We start from the raw sequence: 16,720 nt of genomic DNA on the forward strand, positions 1-16,720 counted from the left end.
AGAGCGCGGGCGCGTGCATCTTGCACCGCCTCTGCCGCCTCGCTATGGGCAGGCCATGTCAGAGAACCCGTCCGATCCCGCGTCCAGCCCCGGCCAACCGACCTTCGTCCTTGTCCGCCCGCAAATGGGCGAGAACATCGGCGCGGCGGCGCGGGCGATGTGGAATTTCGGCCTTGACCGGATGCGTGTCGTGGCCCCCCGAGACGGCTGGCCGAATGAGCGTGCCGTGGCACTCGCCAGCGGTGCCGGGCGACTTTTGGATGCGGCAGGATTGCACGAAGATCTGCCCTCTGCGCTGCGCGACTGCACCTATGTCTTTGCCACTACGGCGCGGGATAGAGGCCTGACGAAACCCGTTGTGACGCCCGAGCGCGCGATGGAACAGGCCCGGGAGATCATCGCCAGTGGTGGCAAGGTCGGCGTGCTGTTTGGCCCCGAGCGTGCGGGTCTGGAGAATGCCGATATCGCGCCTGCCAATGCGATCATCTCGGTCGATGTGAACCCCGCCTTCCCGTCGCTGAACCTGGCGCAATGTGTGCTGATCTGCGCCTACGAATGGCAGCGCCAGGGCAGCCAAGTGGCGCCCGAGGTAATGGCCCTGGCCAAGACCGACTTCGCCAGCGCGCTGGAGGTCGAAAAGCTGGGGGCGCATTATGAGGAGCGGCTGGAAGAGGCGGGGTTCTTCTGGCCCCCCGCGAAAGCCCACAGCATGAAACTGACCCTGCGCAACCTTTGGGGACGGCTGCCCCTGACGCGCGCCGATGTGCAGACCCTGCACGGGGTGATGCGCCAGATGGTGCGGTGGGCCGAGGGGCGGCGCAAGGACCAGGGGTAGCGCTGTGGGGCTTTGGGCGGACTGGGGCTCTGCTCCAGACCCCGGAGGTGTATGGGCAAGATGAAGGGGAGCCGCGCGCGCAAGTGGGCGGTGCGCGCAAGGGAGGCGCGGTGTCGCGGGCGCTTGAAGGGGCGAGGGGGCCGCGATAGGTCTGCGTCAACGGTTACGGGGAAGAGCAATGGCAGGCCAGCGCAGCATTTTCGAAGAGGTGGAGAGTGTCACGAAACCGGCGGCAACGCCCGGGGGCGTCAGCGGTGACCGCGGCCGGGGCCGGGCGCGCGTGCGGATCTTCGTGATGATCCTTTTCGTGATGGTCGTGATCCAGATCGCGATTGGCGGGCTGACGCGATTGACGGATTCAGGCCTTTCGATCACCGAATGGGCGCCCATTACGGGCGCTATCCCGCCCCTTGATGAGGCGGCCTGGGAGGCGGAGCTGGAAGCCTACCGCGCCACCACCGAATACCAGGAACAGAACCGCGGCATGAGCCTTGCGGAATTCAAGGTGATCTATTGGTGGGAATGGGGCCATCGCCAATGGGCGCGGGCCCTGGGCCTGGTCTGGGCGATTGGATTTGTGGGGCTGCTCGCAACCAGGTCTGTGCCCGTCGGCTGGTCCGGCAGGCTGTTGCTACTTGGTGCCTTGGGCGGGCTGCAGGGTGTCGCGGGCTGGTGGATGGTGCATTCGGGCCTGGCACCCGGCATGTTTGACGTGGCCTCCTACCGCTTGGCGGTCCACCTGGGTCTCGCCTTCCTGATCCTCGGGTTGATGGCGTGGTACATCCTGCTGTTGGGCCGGGCCGAGGCCGAGTTGATGACCGCGCGTCGCGATGGCGACCGCAGGCTCGCGGGCCTGGCGACGGGCCTCTTGCATCTGACCGCGCTGCAGATCCTGATTGGTGCGCTCGTCGCGGGTATCGATGCCGGGCGCAATTACATCGACTGGCCGCTGATGGCCGGCGCCTTCACGCCGCCCAACATGTGGGCGATCGAGCCCTGGTATCGCAACCTGTTCGAGAACGACGGCACGGTGCAGTTCTTCCATCGGATCACCGGATATGTGCTGTTTGCCTTCGGGGTGCTCGTCTGGGTTCTGGCCCGCCGCTCGGCCCGCGCGGCCACGAAGCGGGCGTTTGACTGGGTTGCAGTGATGATGTTCGGCCAGATCGTGCTTGGCATTGTGACTGTCATGCATTCCTCGCCCTGGTACCTGGCCATCTTGCACCAATTCGGGGCCGTAGTCCTGACCACCCTCATCCTGCGCGCGCGCTTTCTGGCGCGCTACCCGCTGCCCCAATCCGTGAGAGGAGCCGCCTGATGGCCGCTTTGGACGATCTGCTGAGCTTCAACCGCACGACCGAGGCCCTGGGCCAGGTCATGGGCCGATTGGGCTGGGACCAGGAAACCATGATGCCCCGCGGTGCCGCGGAGCAGCGGGGCGAAGAAATGGCGGCGCTTGAAAGCGTTCTGCACGCGCGCCGCACGAACCCCCGCGTGGGCGAGTGGTTAGCGGCGGCAGAGCCCACGACGGACGCGGACCGCGCGCAGCTGCGCGAGATCGCCCGCGCCCACGCCCGCGCCGTGAAAGTGCCTGCAGATCTGGCGGCAGAACTGGCGCGGCTGACCTCGGTCAGCCAGGGCATCTGGGCGCAGGCGCGCGCGACGCAAGACGTGGGGGCGTTCCTGCCGACGCTGAATCAGGTCGTGGCCCTGAAACGCGAAGAGGCTGCGGCCGTGGCGTACGGCGGCGATCTTTATGATGCGATGGTTGCCGATTATGAGCCGGGCACCACGGCTGCCGAGATCGGCGCGCTCTTTGACCGTATGCGCCCGCGTCTTGTCGCCTTGCGCGACCGGCTGTCCGGGGCGTCGATGCCGCCTGCTTTATCGGGCACCTTCCCGGAGCCCGCTCAGATGGCATTGAGCCGCGAGATTGCCGCGCGGTTCGGGTATGACTTTGACCACGGGCGGCTCGACCTGGCGGTGCATCCGTTCAGCTCCGGCTCCGGCGCCGATGTGCGCATCACCACGCGCGTCGATGAGGCAGAGCCCTGGGGATGTCTCTACTCCACCATCCATGAGGTGGGCCATGCCACCTACGAGCAGAACATCGCGGCTGAATATCGCCTGTCGGCCTTGGGGCAGGGCGTCTCGATGGGGGTCCACGAAAGCCAGAGCCGGATCTACGAGAACCAATTGGCCCGCTCGGCCCCGTTCACGCGGTATTTGTATGGGCGCATGGTGGAGCACTTTGGCCCGCTGTCGGCCAGCGCCGAGGATTTCGCGCGGGTCATCAACCGGGTCGAGACCGGCTACATCCGGACCGAGGCCGATGAGGTGCATTACAACCTCCACATCATGCTGCGCTTCGATCTGGAGCGGCAGTTGTTCGGAGGACAGCTGGAGGTGGCTGACCTGGAAGAGGCCTGGAACGCGCGGTTCCTGGCCGACTTCGGGATGGCGGTGGACACACCGTCCAACGGGCTGTTGCAGGATGTGCACTGGCCCGTGGGGCTGTTTGGGTACTTTCCGACTTACTCGCTGGGGAATGTCTACGCGGGCTGCCTGCACGCCGCCCTGAAGCGCGATGTGCCGGATCTGGATGCGGCGCTGGAGGCCGGAGATCCCACGCCCGCCCTGGCCTGGTTGCGGGAGAACCTGCAATGCCACGGCGGCTTGCGCGCGCCGATCGACACGATCCGCCATGCGACCGGGGCAGAGATTTCCGAGGCGCCGCTGTTGGATTATCTGGACGCCAAATACGGAGCGCTTTTCGGGGTTTAACGCCCGCGGAGCGGCCCCTCCTCGAAAGGCCTTTCCTTCGGAAGGCCTCTCTCCTCGCAGCCGTATTGGGTTTGCAGCGCAAAAATCTCAGCTGCGAGGAGCGTAGCGAGGAGGGGCCGAGAAGTTTCAGTCCCAGTCGGGGGTACGCTTTTCGAGGAAAGCGTTGATCCCTTCGTTGGTTTGGGCGCTGAGCATATTGGCAACCATCACTTCACCCGTCAGGCCGTAGGCCTCGGCCAGCGCCAGGTCTGCCTGCTCGTAGAACGCCTGTTTACCGACCCGCACGGCGGAAGATAGCTTGCCTGCGATAACCTCGGCCAGATCCCGCGTGGCGGCTTCCAGTTCCTCTGCGGGAGCCACGCGGTTGATCAAGCCCAGGTCGCGGGCGCGCGCGGCATCCAGGAACTCGCCGGTTGTCAGCATCTCGAACACCTGTTTGCGCGGCATCACGCGGCTGAGCGCCACCATCGGGGTCGAGCAAAAGAGGCCGATGTTGACGCCGTTCACGCCGAAGCGCGCATCCTCTGTGGCCACCGCCAGATCACAGGAGGCCACCAATTGGCAGCCCGCTGCCGCCGCCAACCCGTGGACCTGGGCGATGACCGGCTGGGGCAGGCGGGGGAGCGTCTGCATCAGGTGCGAGCAGCGATCAAAGAGGTCCTTCCAGGCCGACGCCCCGCCATCTTCCGCCTGCCGTGCGGCCTGCATTTGCTTGAGGTCGTGACCGGCACAAAACACCCGGCCCGCGCCCTTGAGGACAATGACCTTTTGCCTCGGTGTGTCTGCCAGCGTGTCGAGCGCGTTTTGGAGGGCGGCCAGCATCTCATCGGAAAGCGCGTTGAGATTGCCGGGGGAGTTCAGCGTCAGATGCGAGATCGCGCCTTGATCCTCTCGGATTACCAGGTTGTCGGTCATGGCGGGCCTCCCTTGCGCAGCCAATGGGTTTTGGGAAAGGTAGCCGTCAACGGGCGGGGGGAAAAGCGCAATGAACGTGGTGATGGGGGCTGAAGAGATTGCGGCCTATCTTGACGAGGTATTTCCGCAGGTGCGGGGTGATTTCGTGATTGAGCAGGTGCGGGACCGAGCGGTGCGCGTGCGCATGCCCGTGGCCGAGCGGCACCTGCGGCCCGGGGGCACCGTTTCGGGCCCGGCGATGTTCGCGCTGGCGGATGTCTCGGTCTACATCGCGGTCATCGCGATGAAGGGGCGGAAGGCCCTGGCGGTGACGACAGGCGGCTCGTTCGATTTCATGCGTAAGCCTGTGGCGGGGGCTGATTTGATCTGCACGTGTCGGTTGTTGAAGATCGGGCGTGTTTTGGCGGTCGGCGATTGTTTGATCTATTCCGAGGGGATGGAGCAGCCGGTGGCGCGGGCTTCCATGACTTATTCGATGCCGCCTGAGCGGTGAGGATTTGCGGCTGCGCCGCAAGTGAGGGCGCTGCCCTCAAACTCCCGGAGTTGTAAGGGCAAGATGAAGGAGCGCGTTAGGGCGAGAGGTGGCCGCGGTGGAGTTCTTGGACGGTGATGTCTTGGGTCTCGAATGCTGCTTTTAGGATCGGGATCGCGGCATGGGGGTTGGTGTCGCCGCACATGAAGATGTCGAAGGCGGCGTAGCCGATTTCGGGCCAAGTATGGCAGGCGATGTGGGACTCCGCCAGGATCGCCATGCCGGTGACCCCTTGGGGCGAGAAGCGGTGAGTGTGCAGGTGCAACAGCGTGGCGCCCGTGGCCCTCGTCGCGTCGCGCAGCGCCTGTTCGATGGTTATGGGATCATCGAGGTGGTGGCCGTTCTGGATGTCGATGATCAGGTGTTTGCCGGCATAGACCTCCTCTCCGCTGCGGGTGAAGTGGTCGGCCTTTTGGGCGGCAAGGGGGTCAAGCGTATTGGTCATAGGGCGAAGATGGGCGTGAGTTGGGGCGGCTTACAAGGGGGAAAAGGTGGGGGAGGCGGCGCAAGTGGGCTACATTTGCCCGGAATGTGCGCGGTAAAATAATACCTCAATCTTAAGGCGTTGTTTTTCAATGATTAGTTCGGTTTCGTGGCCCTTGACGCGGGCGCAGGGATGCTTAGAAGACACCTATGTTTGAGGGCGCCTGCGCGCTCTTTCGTTTTTCTGGGGCAAAGCGCCCGTTTTGGGCGCCACGCTCACCCGTAAGGAAACCTGAGTTATGAAAACCTTCTCTGCCACGCCGGCGGATATCGACAAGAAGTGGATCCTGATCGACGCCGAGGGCGTTGTTCTGGGCCGTCTTGCGTCGGTCATCGCCATGCGTCTTCGCGGCAAGCACAAGCCGTCGTTCACGCCGTCCATGGATATGGGCGACAACGTCATTGTCATCAACGCCGACAAGGTGCAGGTGACGGGCAACAAGCGCGACAAGCCGAACTACTGGCACACCGGTTATCCGGGTGGGATCAAGTCCCGCACCACTGGTCAAATCCTGGAAGGCCAGTACCCCGAGCGCGTGCTGATGCAGGCCGTCAAGCGGATGCTGCCCGGCGGCAAGCTGTCGCGCCAGCAGATGACCAACCTGCGTGTGTACGCGGGCGCCGAGCATCCCCATGAAGCCCAGGACCCGCAGGTCCTGGACGTCGCATCGATGAATTCCAAGAACACCCGGGGAGCTAAATAATGGCTGAGACCCTCTCTTCTCTCGATGAGCTGCGCGGCTCGGTCGAAGGCGTCGAAGCGGCAGCGCCTGTCGTGGAAACCATCACCCGTGAGCCACAGCGCGACGCGCTTGGTCGCTCTTATGCCACCGGCAAGCGGAAGGATGCGGTCGCCCGTGTCTGGATCAAGCCGGGCTCTGGCAAGATCACCGTCAATGGCAAGGACATGCCTGATTACTTCGCGCGTCCGGTGCTGCAGATGCTGCTGCGCCAGCCCTTCACCGTTGCCGGTGTGGACGGCGAGTTCGACGTCATGGCGACCGTCAAGGGCGGTGGCCTCTCCGGTCAGGCCGGTGCGGTCCGTCACGGCGTGTCCAAAGCGTTGCAGCTTTATGAGCCCTCGCTCCGGGGTGCCCTGAAAGCCGCTGGCTTCCTGACCCGCGACAGCCGTGTGGTGGAGCGGAAGAAGTTTGGTAAGGCGAAGGCCCGGAAGAGCTTCCAGTTCTCCAAGCGTTAAGCTTCGGAACCCAATTTTTTGGAAATGGGCCGCCCGGTTGGGTGGCCCTTTTTCGTTCCGCCAGGGAACGTGCTCAAGCTTGAGAAAGCGCTTAAACCATTGATATCTATATATAATGGTATTTTACGTTTTCGCGGCGCTGCCTAGCGGGTCACGAATTCGCCGGTTGTATTCACCAAGACTGTCACCCGCGAAGGGTCCTGGACCAGCCCGCAGGCGCGGATCATGCCCACGGACGCGGCGTTGTCGGCCTTGGCCTGTTCCAGCACGCCGCACCAACCGTGGGCGCGGTGCGCTTCGGCCAGTAACACCGCGTTGACGTAGACGCCCAGGCCCTTGCGGCGGTGATCCGGATGGACGGAGACGTTGCCCGCGAACAGCCATCCGCCCAGGGGGCCGTCGGGGTGGTAGCGCATGCTGGCCGAGGCGCAGGCCACCAGCGCGCCCGCATCATCATGGAGGCAGGCGAGGGTCGAGGGGACAACGGCGCCTGCCAGGTAATAGGCGGGCTGGGGGGCGACGCCGGTGGCAACGTTGAGCTGCTGCGCGGCCTCGATCAGGGCCTCATCGGGATGGGTGTGGGCCGAGGCGCGCCAGCCCTCGGGCAGGGCAAACGCCGACACCAGGCCCTTGCAGACCGGCAGGACGGCGGCGGGGGTGCCGGTGAAAACCTCCCAACAAGGCAGGTCGACTGTGCCGCCAAAGATCTGGGCGGCGCGGGCCAGCGTGGTGTCTTTGTCCACCATCGACAGGCCGACATAGCCCGCGCGCTGCGCCTCCTCCCGCACCGCGTCCCAACCGTAGGCGTCGGGATCGAGGATGTTGAGGAGGCGCCCGCCGTTCGACAATACCGGATTGGCGGCAATTTCAGCCGCGCGGGCGGCCAGATCCTGTTGCAAGGCGATGGCCTGCTCGGTTCCGACAAAAGCGCTCATGTATCTGCCTCCTTGTTGCCAGATCAGGTTAGGCAGCCCTATGATATTGGTCCAATCGTAATTCAGGATAATGTGACATCGCCAATACCAATATCAGAACCCTCGACCTGACCCTGCTGCTGGCCTTCGACGCGCTCTATGAAGAGCGCAACGTGACGCGGGCCGCCGCAAAGCTATCGCTCACGCAGCCGACGGTTTCGGGACTGTTGAAGCGGCTGCGCGCGGTGTTTGGGGATGAGCTGTTTGTCCGCGCCTCCCACGGGATCGTGCCGACGCCGCGCGCCGATGACCTTGCGCCCAGGGCGCGCGAGATCATCGAGGCCGCGCAGGCGCTGCTGGTGGCCCGCGCCTTTGACCCGGCGGAGGACGCATTTTCCGTGACGCTCTGCGGCTCTGACTTTCTGAACCAGACCCTTCTGGCGCGCCTGACCAGCGCCATCGTGGCGCGCGCGCCCAAGGCCCGCGTCTCACTCATCACGCAACCCAGTGATCGCGTGGCGCACCGCATGGGGCGCGGCGAGATCGACCTGTTCTTCAGCACGGGCGACAAGGCGGGCCTGGATCTGCCGCATCACTTGTTGTTCGAGGATCAACTCGTCTGCCAATCAAGCTATGGCCACCACAGGCCGGGCCAACGCCTTGGCCTCGAAGAGGTCTGCGCCCTGCGCCATGTCAAGCTGCGCCAGACGGCGACGGCGGTGAGCCAAGCCATTGATACGACGCTGCAAAACCGGGGCGTGCGCCGCGACGTGGCGGTTTTTGTGCCGAACCTGGCGACCCTGGCGCAGGTAATGGCGGGCACGGAACTGGTGTGTTTCCTGCCCCAAAGCATGGAGCATGCTCTGGGTAGCGCGGTGAAAACGCTGGACGTGGATCTGCATGCGCCCGCCGCCCGGATCACGGTCTATTGGCACCCGAGGTTTGCCCAAGACCCCCGCCACCTGTGGCTGCGCGGTCTGATGGAGGAGACGGTGGCGCAGCTGCTGGCGGATAGGCAGCGGTGAGGGGGAGGCGGCGCAAGCGCCCGATGATCGTGGAGCGCGGCGTCTGATGCGGTGAAAGACAGCCGGGGCCGGGTGGGTTTTCACGAGTTTGTGAGCGGGTCTTGCACGGGCGTCGTCGCTTCCCAAATCCGCGCGTGCGGGGGCCCGCACCGCCCTGTGCAGAGGGATTTTTCGGCCCCCGCAGCCCAATGTGTCATTGCGAAAAGGAGAGAACGCTCATGTTTGTGTCCCGTATCTTCAGCGCCGCGCTGGCCGCCCTTGCGATTGCAGGGCCCGTCTGGGCCACCGGTGATCCGTTGGCCGTGGCGGTCGATGCCAACACCCCCGCCGTCGCGGTCAAAGGCCCCGAAACGACCGCGCTGAATTGTGACCCCAGCGGCGCCCTGGCGTGTCCCCCGATGGGTGACACGGCGACTGTCGCGCCGACGTCCAATGTGCCCGTCACTAAGCCGCTGCCGGTCGAAAACACCCAGTGATCGCGGCAAGTCTTCAAGCGCGGCTTCGGCCGCGCTTTTTTGATCGCGACGCCCGCCCATTTGGTGCCCAGAGATGCGTCAAACCGCGCAGCGGTGCACAAATTTTGGGCCCGTTAATTTTTCGTTAACTTTTACCTCGACGCTCCCCCACAAGGTGATGATATATCGGCAACGCAAGGTGCAGGCCGCCGGGGATTGGGCGGCGCAGAACGGGCCGACAGGGTCGGACGTTAGCCAGATTTCAGGAGGTCGCCCATGCCAGGCAGGGGTCGGGGATCGCGCCGCTCGCGCAGGATATTTCGATGTACGGCGTGTGACCACATGGTGCGCCTGGGCGCGTCGAATTGTGGATATTGCGGCGCGCGCACGCCTTTGATCAACCGGCGCGGCGTTTTCATCAGCCTGCCAGTTCTGGCCCTGGTGGTCCTTGTTGTCGTGTCGTTCGTCGGGATTTCGTAACGCGAAACAGCGCTTGTGATCCGCGCCCTGACAGGCAATCGTCGTGTGGGGCGACGGGGAGTTTGCGTGCGATGGCACGAGGGGCATCGACAAAGGGGTTATCGGCAGAGGCGCGGCAGGGGCTGATCATTGTCAGCCCGGCCCTGGGATATGCGCTGCTGCTGTTGGCGGTGCCGCTTCTGACGATCATCCTGTTCAGCTTCTGGACCCAGAATTTTCTGACCATCGACCGGACGTTCACGTTGGAGAATTACCGGGAGGCTTTGACGGACCCGCTTTACCGCGCGTTGATGTTGCGAAGCCTGCGGATCTCGGCCTCGGTCACGGCGGTGACGGTCGTGCTGGCGTTCCCGATCGCCTATTACATCAGCTTCCACGTGCGGCCCGAGAAGAAGGCGTTGTGGTTGTTTTTGATCACGATTCCGTTCTGGACCAGCTACCTGATCCGGACTTTCCTGTGGCGGGTGATCCTGGCCTATGACGGGCCGATCAACGGCACGCTGATCGGGCTTGGGGTGATCGAGGAGCCTTTGTCGTTCATCCTTTATAACGCCAATGCGGTGGTGATCACGCTGGCCCACGCCTTTGCGCCCTTTGCGATCCTGCCGATATTTGTGAGCCTGGAGAAGATCGACCGATCGCTCTTGGAGGCGGCGCGGGATTTGGGCGAGGCGACGGTGATGACGTTCATCCGCGTGACCCTGCCGCTGGCGATGCCGGGCGTGTTGGCGGCGGTGCTCATCGTCTCGATCCCCACGGTGGGGGATTACGTCACGCCAAGGCTGGTGGGCGGATCGGGGGGCACGATGATCGCCAACATGATCTATGTGCAGATCTTCGATCTGTCGAACCGGCCGATGGGGGCGACCTTGGCGGTTTTCGCCATGGCCTGGGTCACGATCACGCTGGCTTGGGGGATCATGCACATCCGGTTCTGGGTGCATCTGAGCGATAGCTACGGGCTGTGGGTGGCCGCGGTTGCGGCGGCGGTGGACATCGGCATTTTGTGGTGGCTGTTGGTCAATGGGGACGCGTGGTTTGGCCCGGCGGGGACGCTGGGGATCATGGCGGCGATCATGGCAGGGGGCGCAATTGCCATCGCGTGGTTCCGGCCGAAGGGCAGGTGGGGGATATGAGAGTTTCCACCCTTGGGGTCTTTGCGGTCGTGTACCTGGTGTTTCTTTATGCGCCGATACTTCTGTTGCCGATTTTCGCCTTCAACGATGGCACGATCATCGCCTTCCCGTTGCAGGGTTTTACCTGGGGCTGGTTTGCGGAGCTGCGCACGATCCCGGCGCTCCATGAGGCGACAGTGAACTCGCTGATCATCGCAGTCTCGGTCTCGGTCCTGGCGACGTGCCTGGGGCTGTTCGCGGCGCGGGCGGCAACCAGATACGAGTTTCCCCTGAAAGCGGGCATCATGGGGTTCATCATGCTGCCGCTGGTCCTGCCCGAGGTGATTGTAGCCATCTCGTTGCTGGTGGTGCTGATGCAACTGGGCCTCAACACCTCGATCTATACGATCATTGCGGGCCATACGCTGTTGTGCATGCCCTTTGCCATCGCGATCCTGCAGGGGTCTTTCGCGGGCCTGGATGTGTCTCTGGAAGAGGCGGCGGTGGATCTCGGCGAGACGCGGGCTAGCGCGTTCCGGCTGGTGATCCTGCCCCTGGTCACGCCGGGGATCATCGCGTCGCTGCTGATCTGCTTCATCATCTCGCTCGACGAGTTCATCATCGCCTTCTTCCTGTCGGGCAATGAGCCGACGTTGCCGGTCTACCTCTGGGGTCAGTTGCGCTTTCCGGCGCGGCTGCCGGTGGTGATGGCGCTTGGCACGCTTCTTGTGACGCTGTCGATCATCCTGTTGATCGTAGCCGATATTTTCCGCCGCCGGGGCCTGCGCCGGGCGGGCCAGTCTGATGCCGGAGGGTTCCTATGACCGCGCTGATCACCTTGGCTGACGTCAACAAATACTATGGCGAGTACCACGCGCTGCGCGACATCTCGGCTGAGATCGGGGCGGGGGAGTTCTTTTCCCTGCTGGGGCCCTCGGGCTGTGGCAAGACCACGCTTTTGCGGGCCATTGCGGGGTTTGAGGGGATCTCTTCGGGCGTGATCACGCTGTCGGGCCAGGACATGGCCGGGGTGCCGCCCAACAAGCGGCCGACGAATATGGTGTTCCAAAGCTACGCGATTTTCCCGCACCTGAGCGTGGAGCAGAATGTGGGGTTCGGGCTGCGGCGCTCGCCCCTGTCGACCTCGGAGAAGGCCCAAGCCATCGGGGCGGCGCTGGAGATGGTGGGGCTGGGGCATCTGGGGGGACGGGCCGCCCATGCGCTGTCGGGCGGGCAGCGCCAGCGCGTCGCCCTGGCGCGCGCGTTGATCCTGAAGCCGAAGGTGCTGCTGCTGGATGAGCCGTTGTCGGCGCTGGATCGCAAGATGCGCGAAGAGATGCAGGTGGAGCTGATGAAGTTGCAGCGCGAGGTGGGGATCACCTTCATCCTCGTGACCCACGATCAGGAAGAGGCGCTGGTGATGTCGGACCGCATTGCGGTGATGTTCGAGGGCGAGATCGCGCAGCTGGACGACCCGGAAGTGCTCTACCGTCGGCCCAATTCGCGCCGGGTGGCGGATTTTATCGGCGTGATGAACTTCTTGCCGGGCGAGGCGAAAGCGGGCGAAGTCGAGGTGGCGGGCCTGGGATCTGTTGCGCTGGCACCGGGGCAGATGCCCGGCGGCGAGGTGGTGGGCGATTGCGCCGTCGGGATGCGGCCCGAGACACTGTCGATCCTTTACGACGGCGAGAGCACCCGGGCGCGCGAGACCACCGGACAGGTCGAAGAAGTCGTCTACTACGGCGATATGACGTACTATGACGTGCGGCTGGAGGGCGCGGCGGAGCCTGTGCGCATCTCCATGCGCAACGTGGTGGGCCGTGAGGTGCTGGAGGTCGGCACGCAAACGCGGGTGGCCTGGGACCCCAAGGCGATGGTGGTGTTTGGTGCGTGACGTCCGGGCCGTCGTGCGTGGGGCCGTCGGCGGGATTGAGTTGTATTTGGCAAGATGAAGGGGGGAGCGGCGCGCGCTGTCGGCGCCGTCAGCGGGCCTTGCGGACGGTGTAGGCGGTGGTTGCCTTGTCGATCTGTTGCGCGCCGAGAAAGTTGTGGCCTTGCTCGGCGCAGAAGTGGGGCACGTCGATTTGGGCGGCGGGATCAGTGGCCAGCAGGCGCAGCGTGTCGCCCGCGCGCGCGCGGGTGAGCGCCTTGCGCAGGCGCAGGACGGGCAGGGGGCAGAGCAGGTCGCGGGCGTCAATCTCTTGCATAGAGGCGTGATAGGCGCGCGCGCGCGCGGGGTCCATGGTTTCGTGGCACGCGAATGTGACCGATTTGCCCCGTGACGGCGCACGCGCGTCAGCATAAGGGTGAGGGATGTTCGGAATTGACCTATTCGATGCCTCGCTTCTGCCCGCGATGCTGGTGGCGCTGGCGGCGGGGGTGCTGAGTTTCCTCAGCCCCTGCGTGTTGCCGATTGTGCCGCCCTACCTGGCCTATATGGGCGGTATCACGATGAACGATATCGAGGGGCAGGCGCGCGCCGCCCGGCGCAAGGCGATGCTGCCTGCGCTGTTTTTCGTGATGGGCCTGTCGACGGTGTTCATCTTCCTGGGCTTCACGGCGTCGCTACTGGGGCAGTTTTTCTTGCAGAACCAGATCCTTCTGGCGCGAATATCCGGCGCGGTGGTGATCATTTTCGGGCTGCATTTTCTGGGGATCATCCGCATTCCCTTGCTGGACCGCGAGGCGCGGCTGGATGCGGGCGACAAGGGCGGATCGGCCCTGGGGGCTTACGTGTTGGGCCTGGCCTTTGCGTTTGGCTGGACGCCCTGCATCGGGCCACAGCTTGGCGCGATCCTGTCGATTGCGGCGCAGGAATCCTCGGTCCAGCGCGGCACGATGTTGCTGGGGGTCTATGCCGTGGGCCTGGGTCTGCCGTTTCTTCTGGCCGCCGCGTTCATTGACCGCGCCCAGGGGCTGATGGGACGGATGAAGAAGCACATGAAGCTGATCGAGCGGATCATGGGCGTGCTTTTGGTGGCCGTTGGCGTGGCGCTGATGACCGGCGCATTCTCGGCCTTTGCGTTCTGGCTTTTGGAGACGTTTCCGGCGCTTGGCCAGCTTGGTTAATCTGCCCGTTCTGCCCTAGCCCTGCCGCATTCCGAAGCTATGCTGCGCCCATGAGTGTGGCTAAACGACATGTCCTTTACATCCCCGGGTTCGACCCGGTCCCGCCGCGCGCGTACCGCGAGCGGTATCGGCGGGAGGCGGCGTTGCAGGCGGAGATTTCCGGGTTTGAGGTGGCCCAGGCGGCGGCGCCTGAGGGCGCGCGGTTTGGATGGGGCGTGGCGGCGCAGATGGAGGGCACGTCGGTCCGGGCGGAGCTGGAGGTGCTTTATTGGGCCGACATCGTGCGCAAGGGCATGGCGGCGGGGGTCTTGGCGAGCTACGGGCAATTAGCGCGGACGGCGTGGATTTACATCGGTTCGGGCGCGCTTTTTCGGCTGATGCGGCTGCGCAAGGGGCCGGTGATTGCGGCGCTTTACCCGGTCGCTGTCCTCCTCGGGCAAGCCCTCCTCGCAGCTGTGCTGGTGGCGGTGGGCGCGGGATTGGGCGCGGCGGTTGGGGGCGGTCTCGGCGCTTGGGCCGGGGCCCTTGTGGGCGGCGTGTTGGGGGTGGTTTTCCTGCGCTGGTGCGCGCGGCAGGATCATCTTTATGCGTGGTATCTGATGAAGGATTACGCGTTTTCCTCGGGCCTGCGCGGGGCGTATCCGCCGGAGCAGGAGGCGCGGATGGCGAAGTTTGCGGACCGGATTGCCGAGGTTTTACAAGGGGATGCGGATGAGGTGCTGGTCGTCGGCCATTCCTCGGGCGCCTATATCGCGGTGTCGGTCCTGGCGGATTTGATCCGCGCGGGTCGGGTGCCCCCGGACGGGCCGGTGCTGTCGTTGCTGACCCTGGGGCACGTGGTGCCCATGGTCAGTTTCCTGCCCGAGGCGCGGCGATTGCGCGGCGATCTGGCGTTCATGGCGACACAAGATGTGGCCTGGGTGGATGTGACGGCGCCCGGTGATGGCTGCGCCTTTGCGCTTTGCGATCCGGTGGCGGTGTCGGGCGTGGCGCCGGAGGACAAGAGGGGCCCGCTGGTGATCTCGGCGGCGTTCTCGCAGACCTTGTCGGAGGCGCGGCAGAAGGCATTGAAATGGCAGCTTTTTGAGCTGCATTTTCAGTACCTCAATGCGTTTGACGCCTTGCCCGAGCGGCGCGACGCCTATGATTACTTTCGCGTCACGGCGGGGCCGATGACCTTGGGCGCGCGTTTTGCCACGCGCGCGCCGTCGGGCAGCCGGATCGAGACGCCGGTCAACCGGTTCACCGACACATGAGCGATCTGCCCCCCAAACCGCCTGCGCGCGGCGAACGCGTGTCGCTTTGGCGCTACATGCGGCTCTTTCGCCAGGACATCCTCTCGGCGCAGCCCGCACGACTTTACCATGCCTGGATGGCCGAGTTCCGTACGCCGTTCTTCCGGTCCTACATGATCAACGAGCCTGCGTTGGTCGATGAGGTCCTGAAGGCGCGCCCGATGGATTTCCCGAAATCCGACCGCGTGGGCGAGGGGTTGCGCCCGCTTCTGGGCGAGAGCGTGTTCCTGACCAATGGCGCGACCTGGAAGCGGCAGCGGCGCATCATTGACCCGGCGTTTGAGGGCGGGCGTCTGCGCGATACCTTCCCGGCGATGTGGGCGGCCGGCGAGGCGTCCGTGGCGCGCATGGGCGAGGGCGTCGTGGAGATTGAGGAAGAGATGTCCCACGCCGCCGCCGACGTGATCTTCCGCACGCTTTTCTCCATGCCGATCGAGGCCGACATCGCGGGCCGTGTGTTCCATGAGTTCCGCGCTTATCAGCGCACGCAACCGATCCTGAACGCCGCCGCTTTTGTGCCGCTGCCCCGCTGGCTGCCGCGCGGACACCGGGCCAAAACGCGCGCGACGGCGCGCAATATCCGCGCGCTGATTACCGAGATGACCGCCGCACGGGGTGCCGAGATCAAAGCGGGCACGGCGCCCGATGATCTGGCGACCAAGATCATGACGACGCCGGATCCGGAGACGGGAGAGCGGTTCAGCACCCAGGAGATGGTCGATCAGGTGGCGATCTTCTTCTTGGCAGGCCACGAGACGAGCGCCTCGGCCCTGGGATGGGCGCTGTACCTTTTGGCGCGGTATCCAGAGTGGCAGGACAGATTGGCGGAAGAAGCGGCAAGCCTGCCCGAAGCGCCTGATTTCGCTGCCATGTCGAAGTTGAAGCTGACCCGCGACGTGTTCCGCGAGGCGCTGCGCCTCTACCCGCCGGTGCCGATGATGGTCCGCGAGACGCAACAGCCCGAGACCTTCCGCAAACGCGCGATCAAACGCGGAAGCCAGGTCGTGATCTCACCCTGGCATCTGCACCGGCAAGATCGCCTTTGGGATAACCCGGACGGCTTTGATCCCGGCCGTTGGCAGACTGAGAATGGCAAGTCCTGTATGCGCGATGCCTTCATTCCGTTTTCTGCAGGGGCGCGGGTCTGCACCGGGGCTGGCTTTGCGATGGTTGAAGGGGTTCTGCTTCTGGCGATGCTCCTGCGTGCCTTCCGGTTCGAGCGGATCGCGGGCGATGATCCCGTGCCCGTGGCCTACCTTACAGTGCGGGCCAAAGATGGCATCCGGCTGCGCGTCTCTGCGCGCTGAGGTTGGGCATCTAATACCGGAAGCTGCGCCAAAGCTTCATGCCGGGCCGCCGCCGCCGGGGCCAGACGCCAGGATTTCCACCGGCTTGGTGTTGCAGAAGACGATGATATGACCGTTGTTCTCCAACGCCCGGAACTTGCGGCGGTTCAGTTCCTGTTTGAACCGCGCCATGCCAACGCCCGCCTCCACCGCTTGCAGAGAGGTGCGAAACAACCCGCCGTTGCGCACCGCAGGCACGTCGAACGTCTGTTCAATCCAGGCCTCTGGATCATCGGAGAAAACGCGGTCCTGTTTCATGGCACCCGTGCTAGCA

General features: G+C 64.6%; 19 protein-coding genes and 1 pseudogene. 15 read left to right on the plus strand and 5 right to left on the minus strand.

Annotated elements, in window-relative coordinates; genetic code table 11:
- Nucleotides 1–55: 55 nt before the first annotated feature.
- The 3 genes from AC6I9R_RS11345 (at nt 56) to AC6I9R_RS11355 (ending at nt 3,619) form a co-directional block, all read left to right on the plus strand.
- Nucleotides 56–835, plus strand: a complete 780-nt coding sequence (locus tag AC6I9R_RS11345; protein ID WP_461425676.1) for an RNA methyltransferase — start codon at nt 56–58, stop codon at nt 833–835.
- A 178-nt stretch (nt 836–1,013) separates the two neighbouring features.
- On the plus strand, nt 1,014–2,153 hold the full coding sequence (gene ctaA / locus AC6I9R_RS11350; protein WP_461425677.1) for a heme A synthase: 1,140 nt from the start codon (nt 1,014–1,016) through the stop codon (nt 2,151–2,153).
- Nucleotides 2,153–3,619 (plus strand): carboxypeptidase M32, encoded by a 1,467-nt coding sequence (locus tag AC6I9R_RS11355; RefSeq protein WP_461425678.1) that lies wholly within the window; start codon nt 2,153–2,155, stop codon nt 3,617–3,619. Before ctaA ends, AC6I9R_RS11355 begins: the two co-directional genes overlap by 1 nt.
- A gap of 126 nt (nt 3,620–3,745) precedes the next feature.
- Here the strand turns inward: AC6I9R_RS11355 and AC6I9R_RS11360 are convergent, their stop codons facing one another.
- Nucleotides 3,746–4,534, minus strand: coding sequence for an enoyl-CoA hydratase (locus AC6I9R_RS11360; RefSeq protein WP_461425679.1), 789 nt, complete (start codon nt 4,532–4,534; stop codon nt 3,746–3,748).
- Between the two features lie 70 nt (nt 4,535–4,604).
- Between AC6I9R_RS11360 and AC6I9R_RS11365 the strand changes: the two genes are divergently transcribed.
- A complete protein-coding gene (locus AC6I9R_RS11365) occupies nt 4,605–5,027 on the plus strand; it encodes a PaaI family thioesterase (protein ID WP_461425680.1) in 423 nt (140 codons plus the stop codon).
- Between the two features lie 76 nt (nt 5,028–5,103).
- On the opposite strand, the gene speD is transcribed toward AC6I9R_RS11365, so the two are convergent.
- Nucleotides 5,104–5,511 (minus strand): adenosylmethionine decarboxylase, encoded by a 408-nt coding sequence (speD, locus tag AC6I9R_RS11370; RefSeq protein ID WP_461425681.1) that lies wholly within the window; start codon nt 5,509–5,511, stop codon nt 5,104–5,106.
- Nucleotides 5,512–5,788: 277 nt separating this feature from the next.
- On the opposite strand from speD, the gene rplM reads away from it, so the two are divergent.
- Together rplM and rpsI are read left to right on the plus strand one after the other, a co-directional pair.
- Nucleotides 5,789–6,253: a 50S ribosomal protein L13 gene (gene rplM / locus AC6I9R_RS11375; RefSeq protein ID WP_461425682.1), complete on the plus strand. Its 465-nt coding sequence runs from the start codon at nt 5,789–5,791 to the stop codon at nt 6,251–6,253.
- Nucleotides 6,253–6,747, plus strand: coding sequence for a 30S ribosomal protein S9 (gene rpsI / locus AC6I9R_RS11380; protein WP_461425683.1), 495 nt, complete (start codon nt 6,253–6,255; stop codon nt 6,745–6,747). The genes rplM and rpsI overlap by 1 nt, the downstream gene beginning before the upstream one ends.
- 143 nt (nt 6,748–6,890) lie before the next feature.
- Here rpsI and AC6I9R_RS11385 read toward each other — a convergent pair whose 3' ends face one another.
- A complete protein-coding gene (locus AC6I9R_RS11385) occupies nt 6,891–7,682 on the minus strand; it encodes a GNAT family N-acetyltransferase (RefSeq protein WP_461425684.1) in 792 nt (263 codons plus the stop codon).
- A gap of 119 nt (nt 7,683–7,801) precedes the next feature.
- On the opposite strand from AC6I9R_RS11385, the gene AC6I9R_RS11390 reads away from it, so the two are divergent.
- The 6 genes and pseudogenes from AC6I9R_RS11390 (at nt 7,802) to AC6I9R_RS11415 (ending at nt 12,630) form a co-directional block, all read left to right on the plus strand.
- The gene (locus AC6I9R_RS11390; protein WP_461426609.1) at nt 7,802–8,686 is read left to right on the plus strand and encodes a LysR family transcriptional regulator; all 885 of its coding nucleotides are present in this window, start codon (nt 7,802–7,804) and stop codon (nt 8,684–8,686) included.
- 218 nt (nt 8,687–8,904) lie between these two features.
- A complete protein-coding gene (locus tag AC6I9R_RS11395) occupies nt 8,905–9,162 on the plus strand; it encodes a hypothetical protein (RefSeq protein ID WP_461425685.1) in 258 nt (85 codons plus the stop codon).
- A gap of 321 nt (nt 9,163–9,483) precedes the next feature.
- A complete protein-coding gene (locus AC6I9R_RS11400; RefSeq protein ID WP_461425686.1) occupies nt 9,484–9,621 on the plus strand; it encodes a hypothetical protein in 138 nt (45 codons plus the stop codon).
- A gap of 71 nt (nt 9,622–9,692) precedes the next feature.
- Nucleotides 9,693–10,523 (plus strand): annotated as a pseudogene (locus tag AC6I9R_RS11405) (ABC transporter permease); the annotation flags it as partial.
- A 230-nt stretch (nt 10,524–10,753) separates the two neighbouring features.
- On the plus strand, nt 10,754–11,560 hold the full coding sequence (locus AC6I9R_RS11410) for an ABC transporter permease (RefSeq protein WP_461425687.1): 807 nt from the start codon (nt 10,754–10,756) through the stop codon (nt 11,558–11,560).
- A complete protein-coding gene (locus AC6I9R_RS11415) occupies nt 11,557–12,630 on the plus strand; it encodes an ABC transporter ATP-binding protein (RefSeq protein ID WP_461425688.1) in 1,074 nt (357 codons plus the stop codon). Before AC6I9R_RS11410 ends, AC6I9R_RS11415 begins: the two co-directional genes overlap by 4 nt.
- A gap of 88 nt (nt 12,631–12,718) precedes the next feature.
- Here the strand turns inward: AC6I9R_RS11415 and AC6I9R_RS11420 are convergent, their stop codons facing one another.
- Nucleotides 12,719–12,943 carry a sulfurtransferase TusA family protein gene (locus AC6I9R_RS11420; RefSeq protein ID WP_461425689.1) on the minus strand — a complete coding sequence of 75 codons (225 nt, stop codon included), beginning with the start codon at nt 12,941–12,943 and terminating at the stop codon, nt 12,719–12,721.
- A gap of 106 nt (nt 12,944–13,049) precedes the next feature.
- Between AC6I9R_RS11420 and AC6I9R_RS11425 the strand changes: the two genes are divergently transcribed.
- From AC6I9R_RS11425 to AC6I9R_RS11435, 3 genes are read left to right on the plus strand one after another with little or no spacing between them, the layout of a single operon-like run.
- Nucleotides 13,050–13,805, plus strand: coding sequence for a cytochrome c biogenesis CcdA family protein (locus AC6I9R_RS11425; protein ID WP_461425690.1), 756 nt, complete (start codon nt 13,050–13,052; stop codon nt 13,803–13,805).
- 50 nt (nt 13,806–13,855) lie between these two features.
- Nucleotides 13,856–15,061, plus strand: a complete 1,206-nt coding sequence (locus AC6I9R_RS11430; RefSeq protein ID WP_461425691.1) for a hypothetical protein — start codon at nt 13,856–13,858, stop codon at nt 15,059–15,061.
- Entirely contained in the window at nt 15,058–16,407 is a 1,350-nt protein-coding gene (locus AC6I9R_RS11435) for a cytochrome P450 (RefSeq protein WP_461425692.1), read from the plus strand. Before AC6I9R_RS11430 ends, AC6I9R_RS11435 begins: the two co-directional genes overlap by 4 nt.
- 36 nt (nt 16,408–16,443) lie before the next feature.
- On the opposite strand, the gene AC6I9R_RS11440 is transcribed toward AC6I9R_RS11435, so the two are convergent.
- Nucleotides 16,444–16,704 carry a hypothetical protein gene (locus tag AC6I9R_RS11440; protein ID WP_461425693.1) on the minus strand — a complete coding sequence of 87 codons (261 nt, stop codon included), beginning with the start codon at nt 16,702–16,704 and terminating at the stop codon, nt 16,444–16,446.
- Nucleotides 16,705–16,720 lie beyond the last annotated feature (16 nt).

It is taken from the genome of Gymnodinialimonas sp., assembly GCF_059726805.1.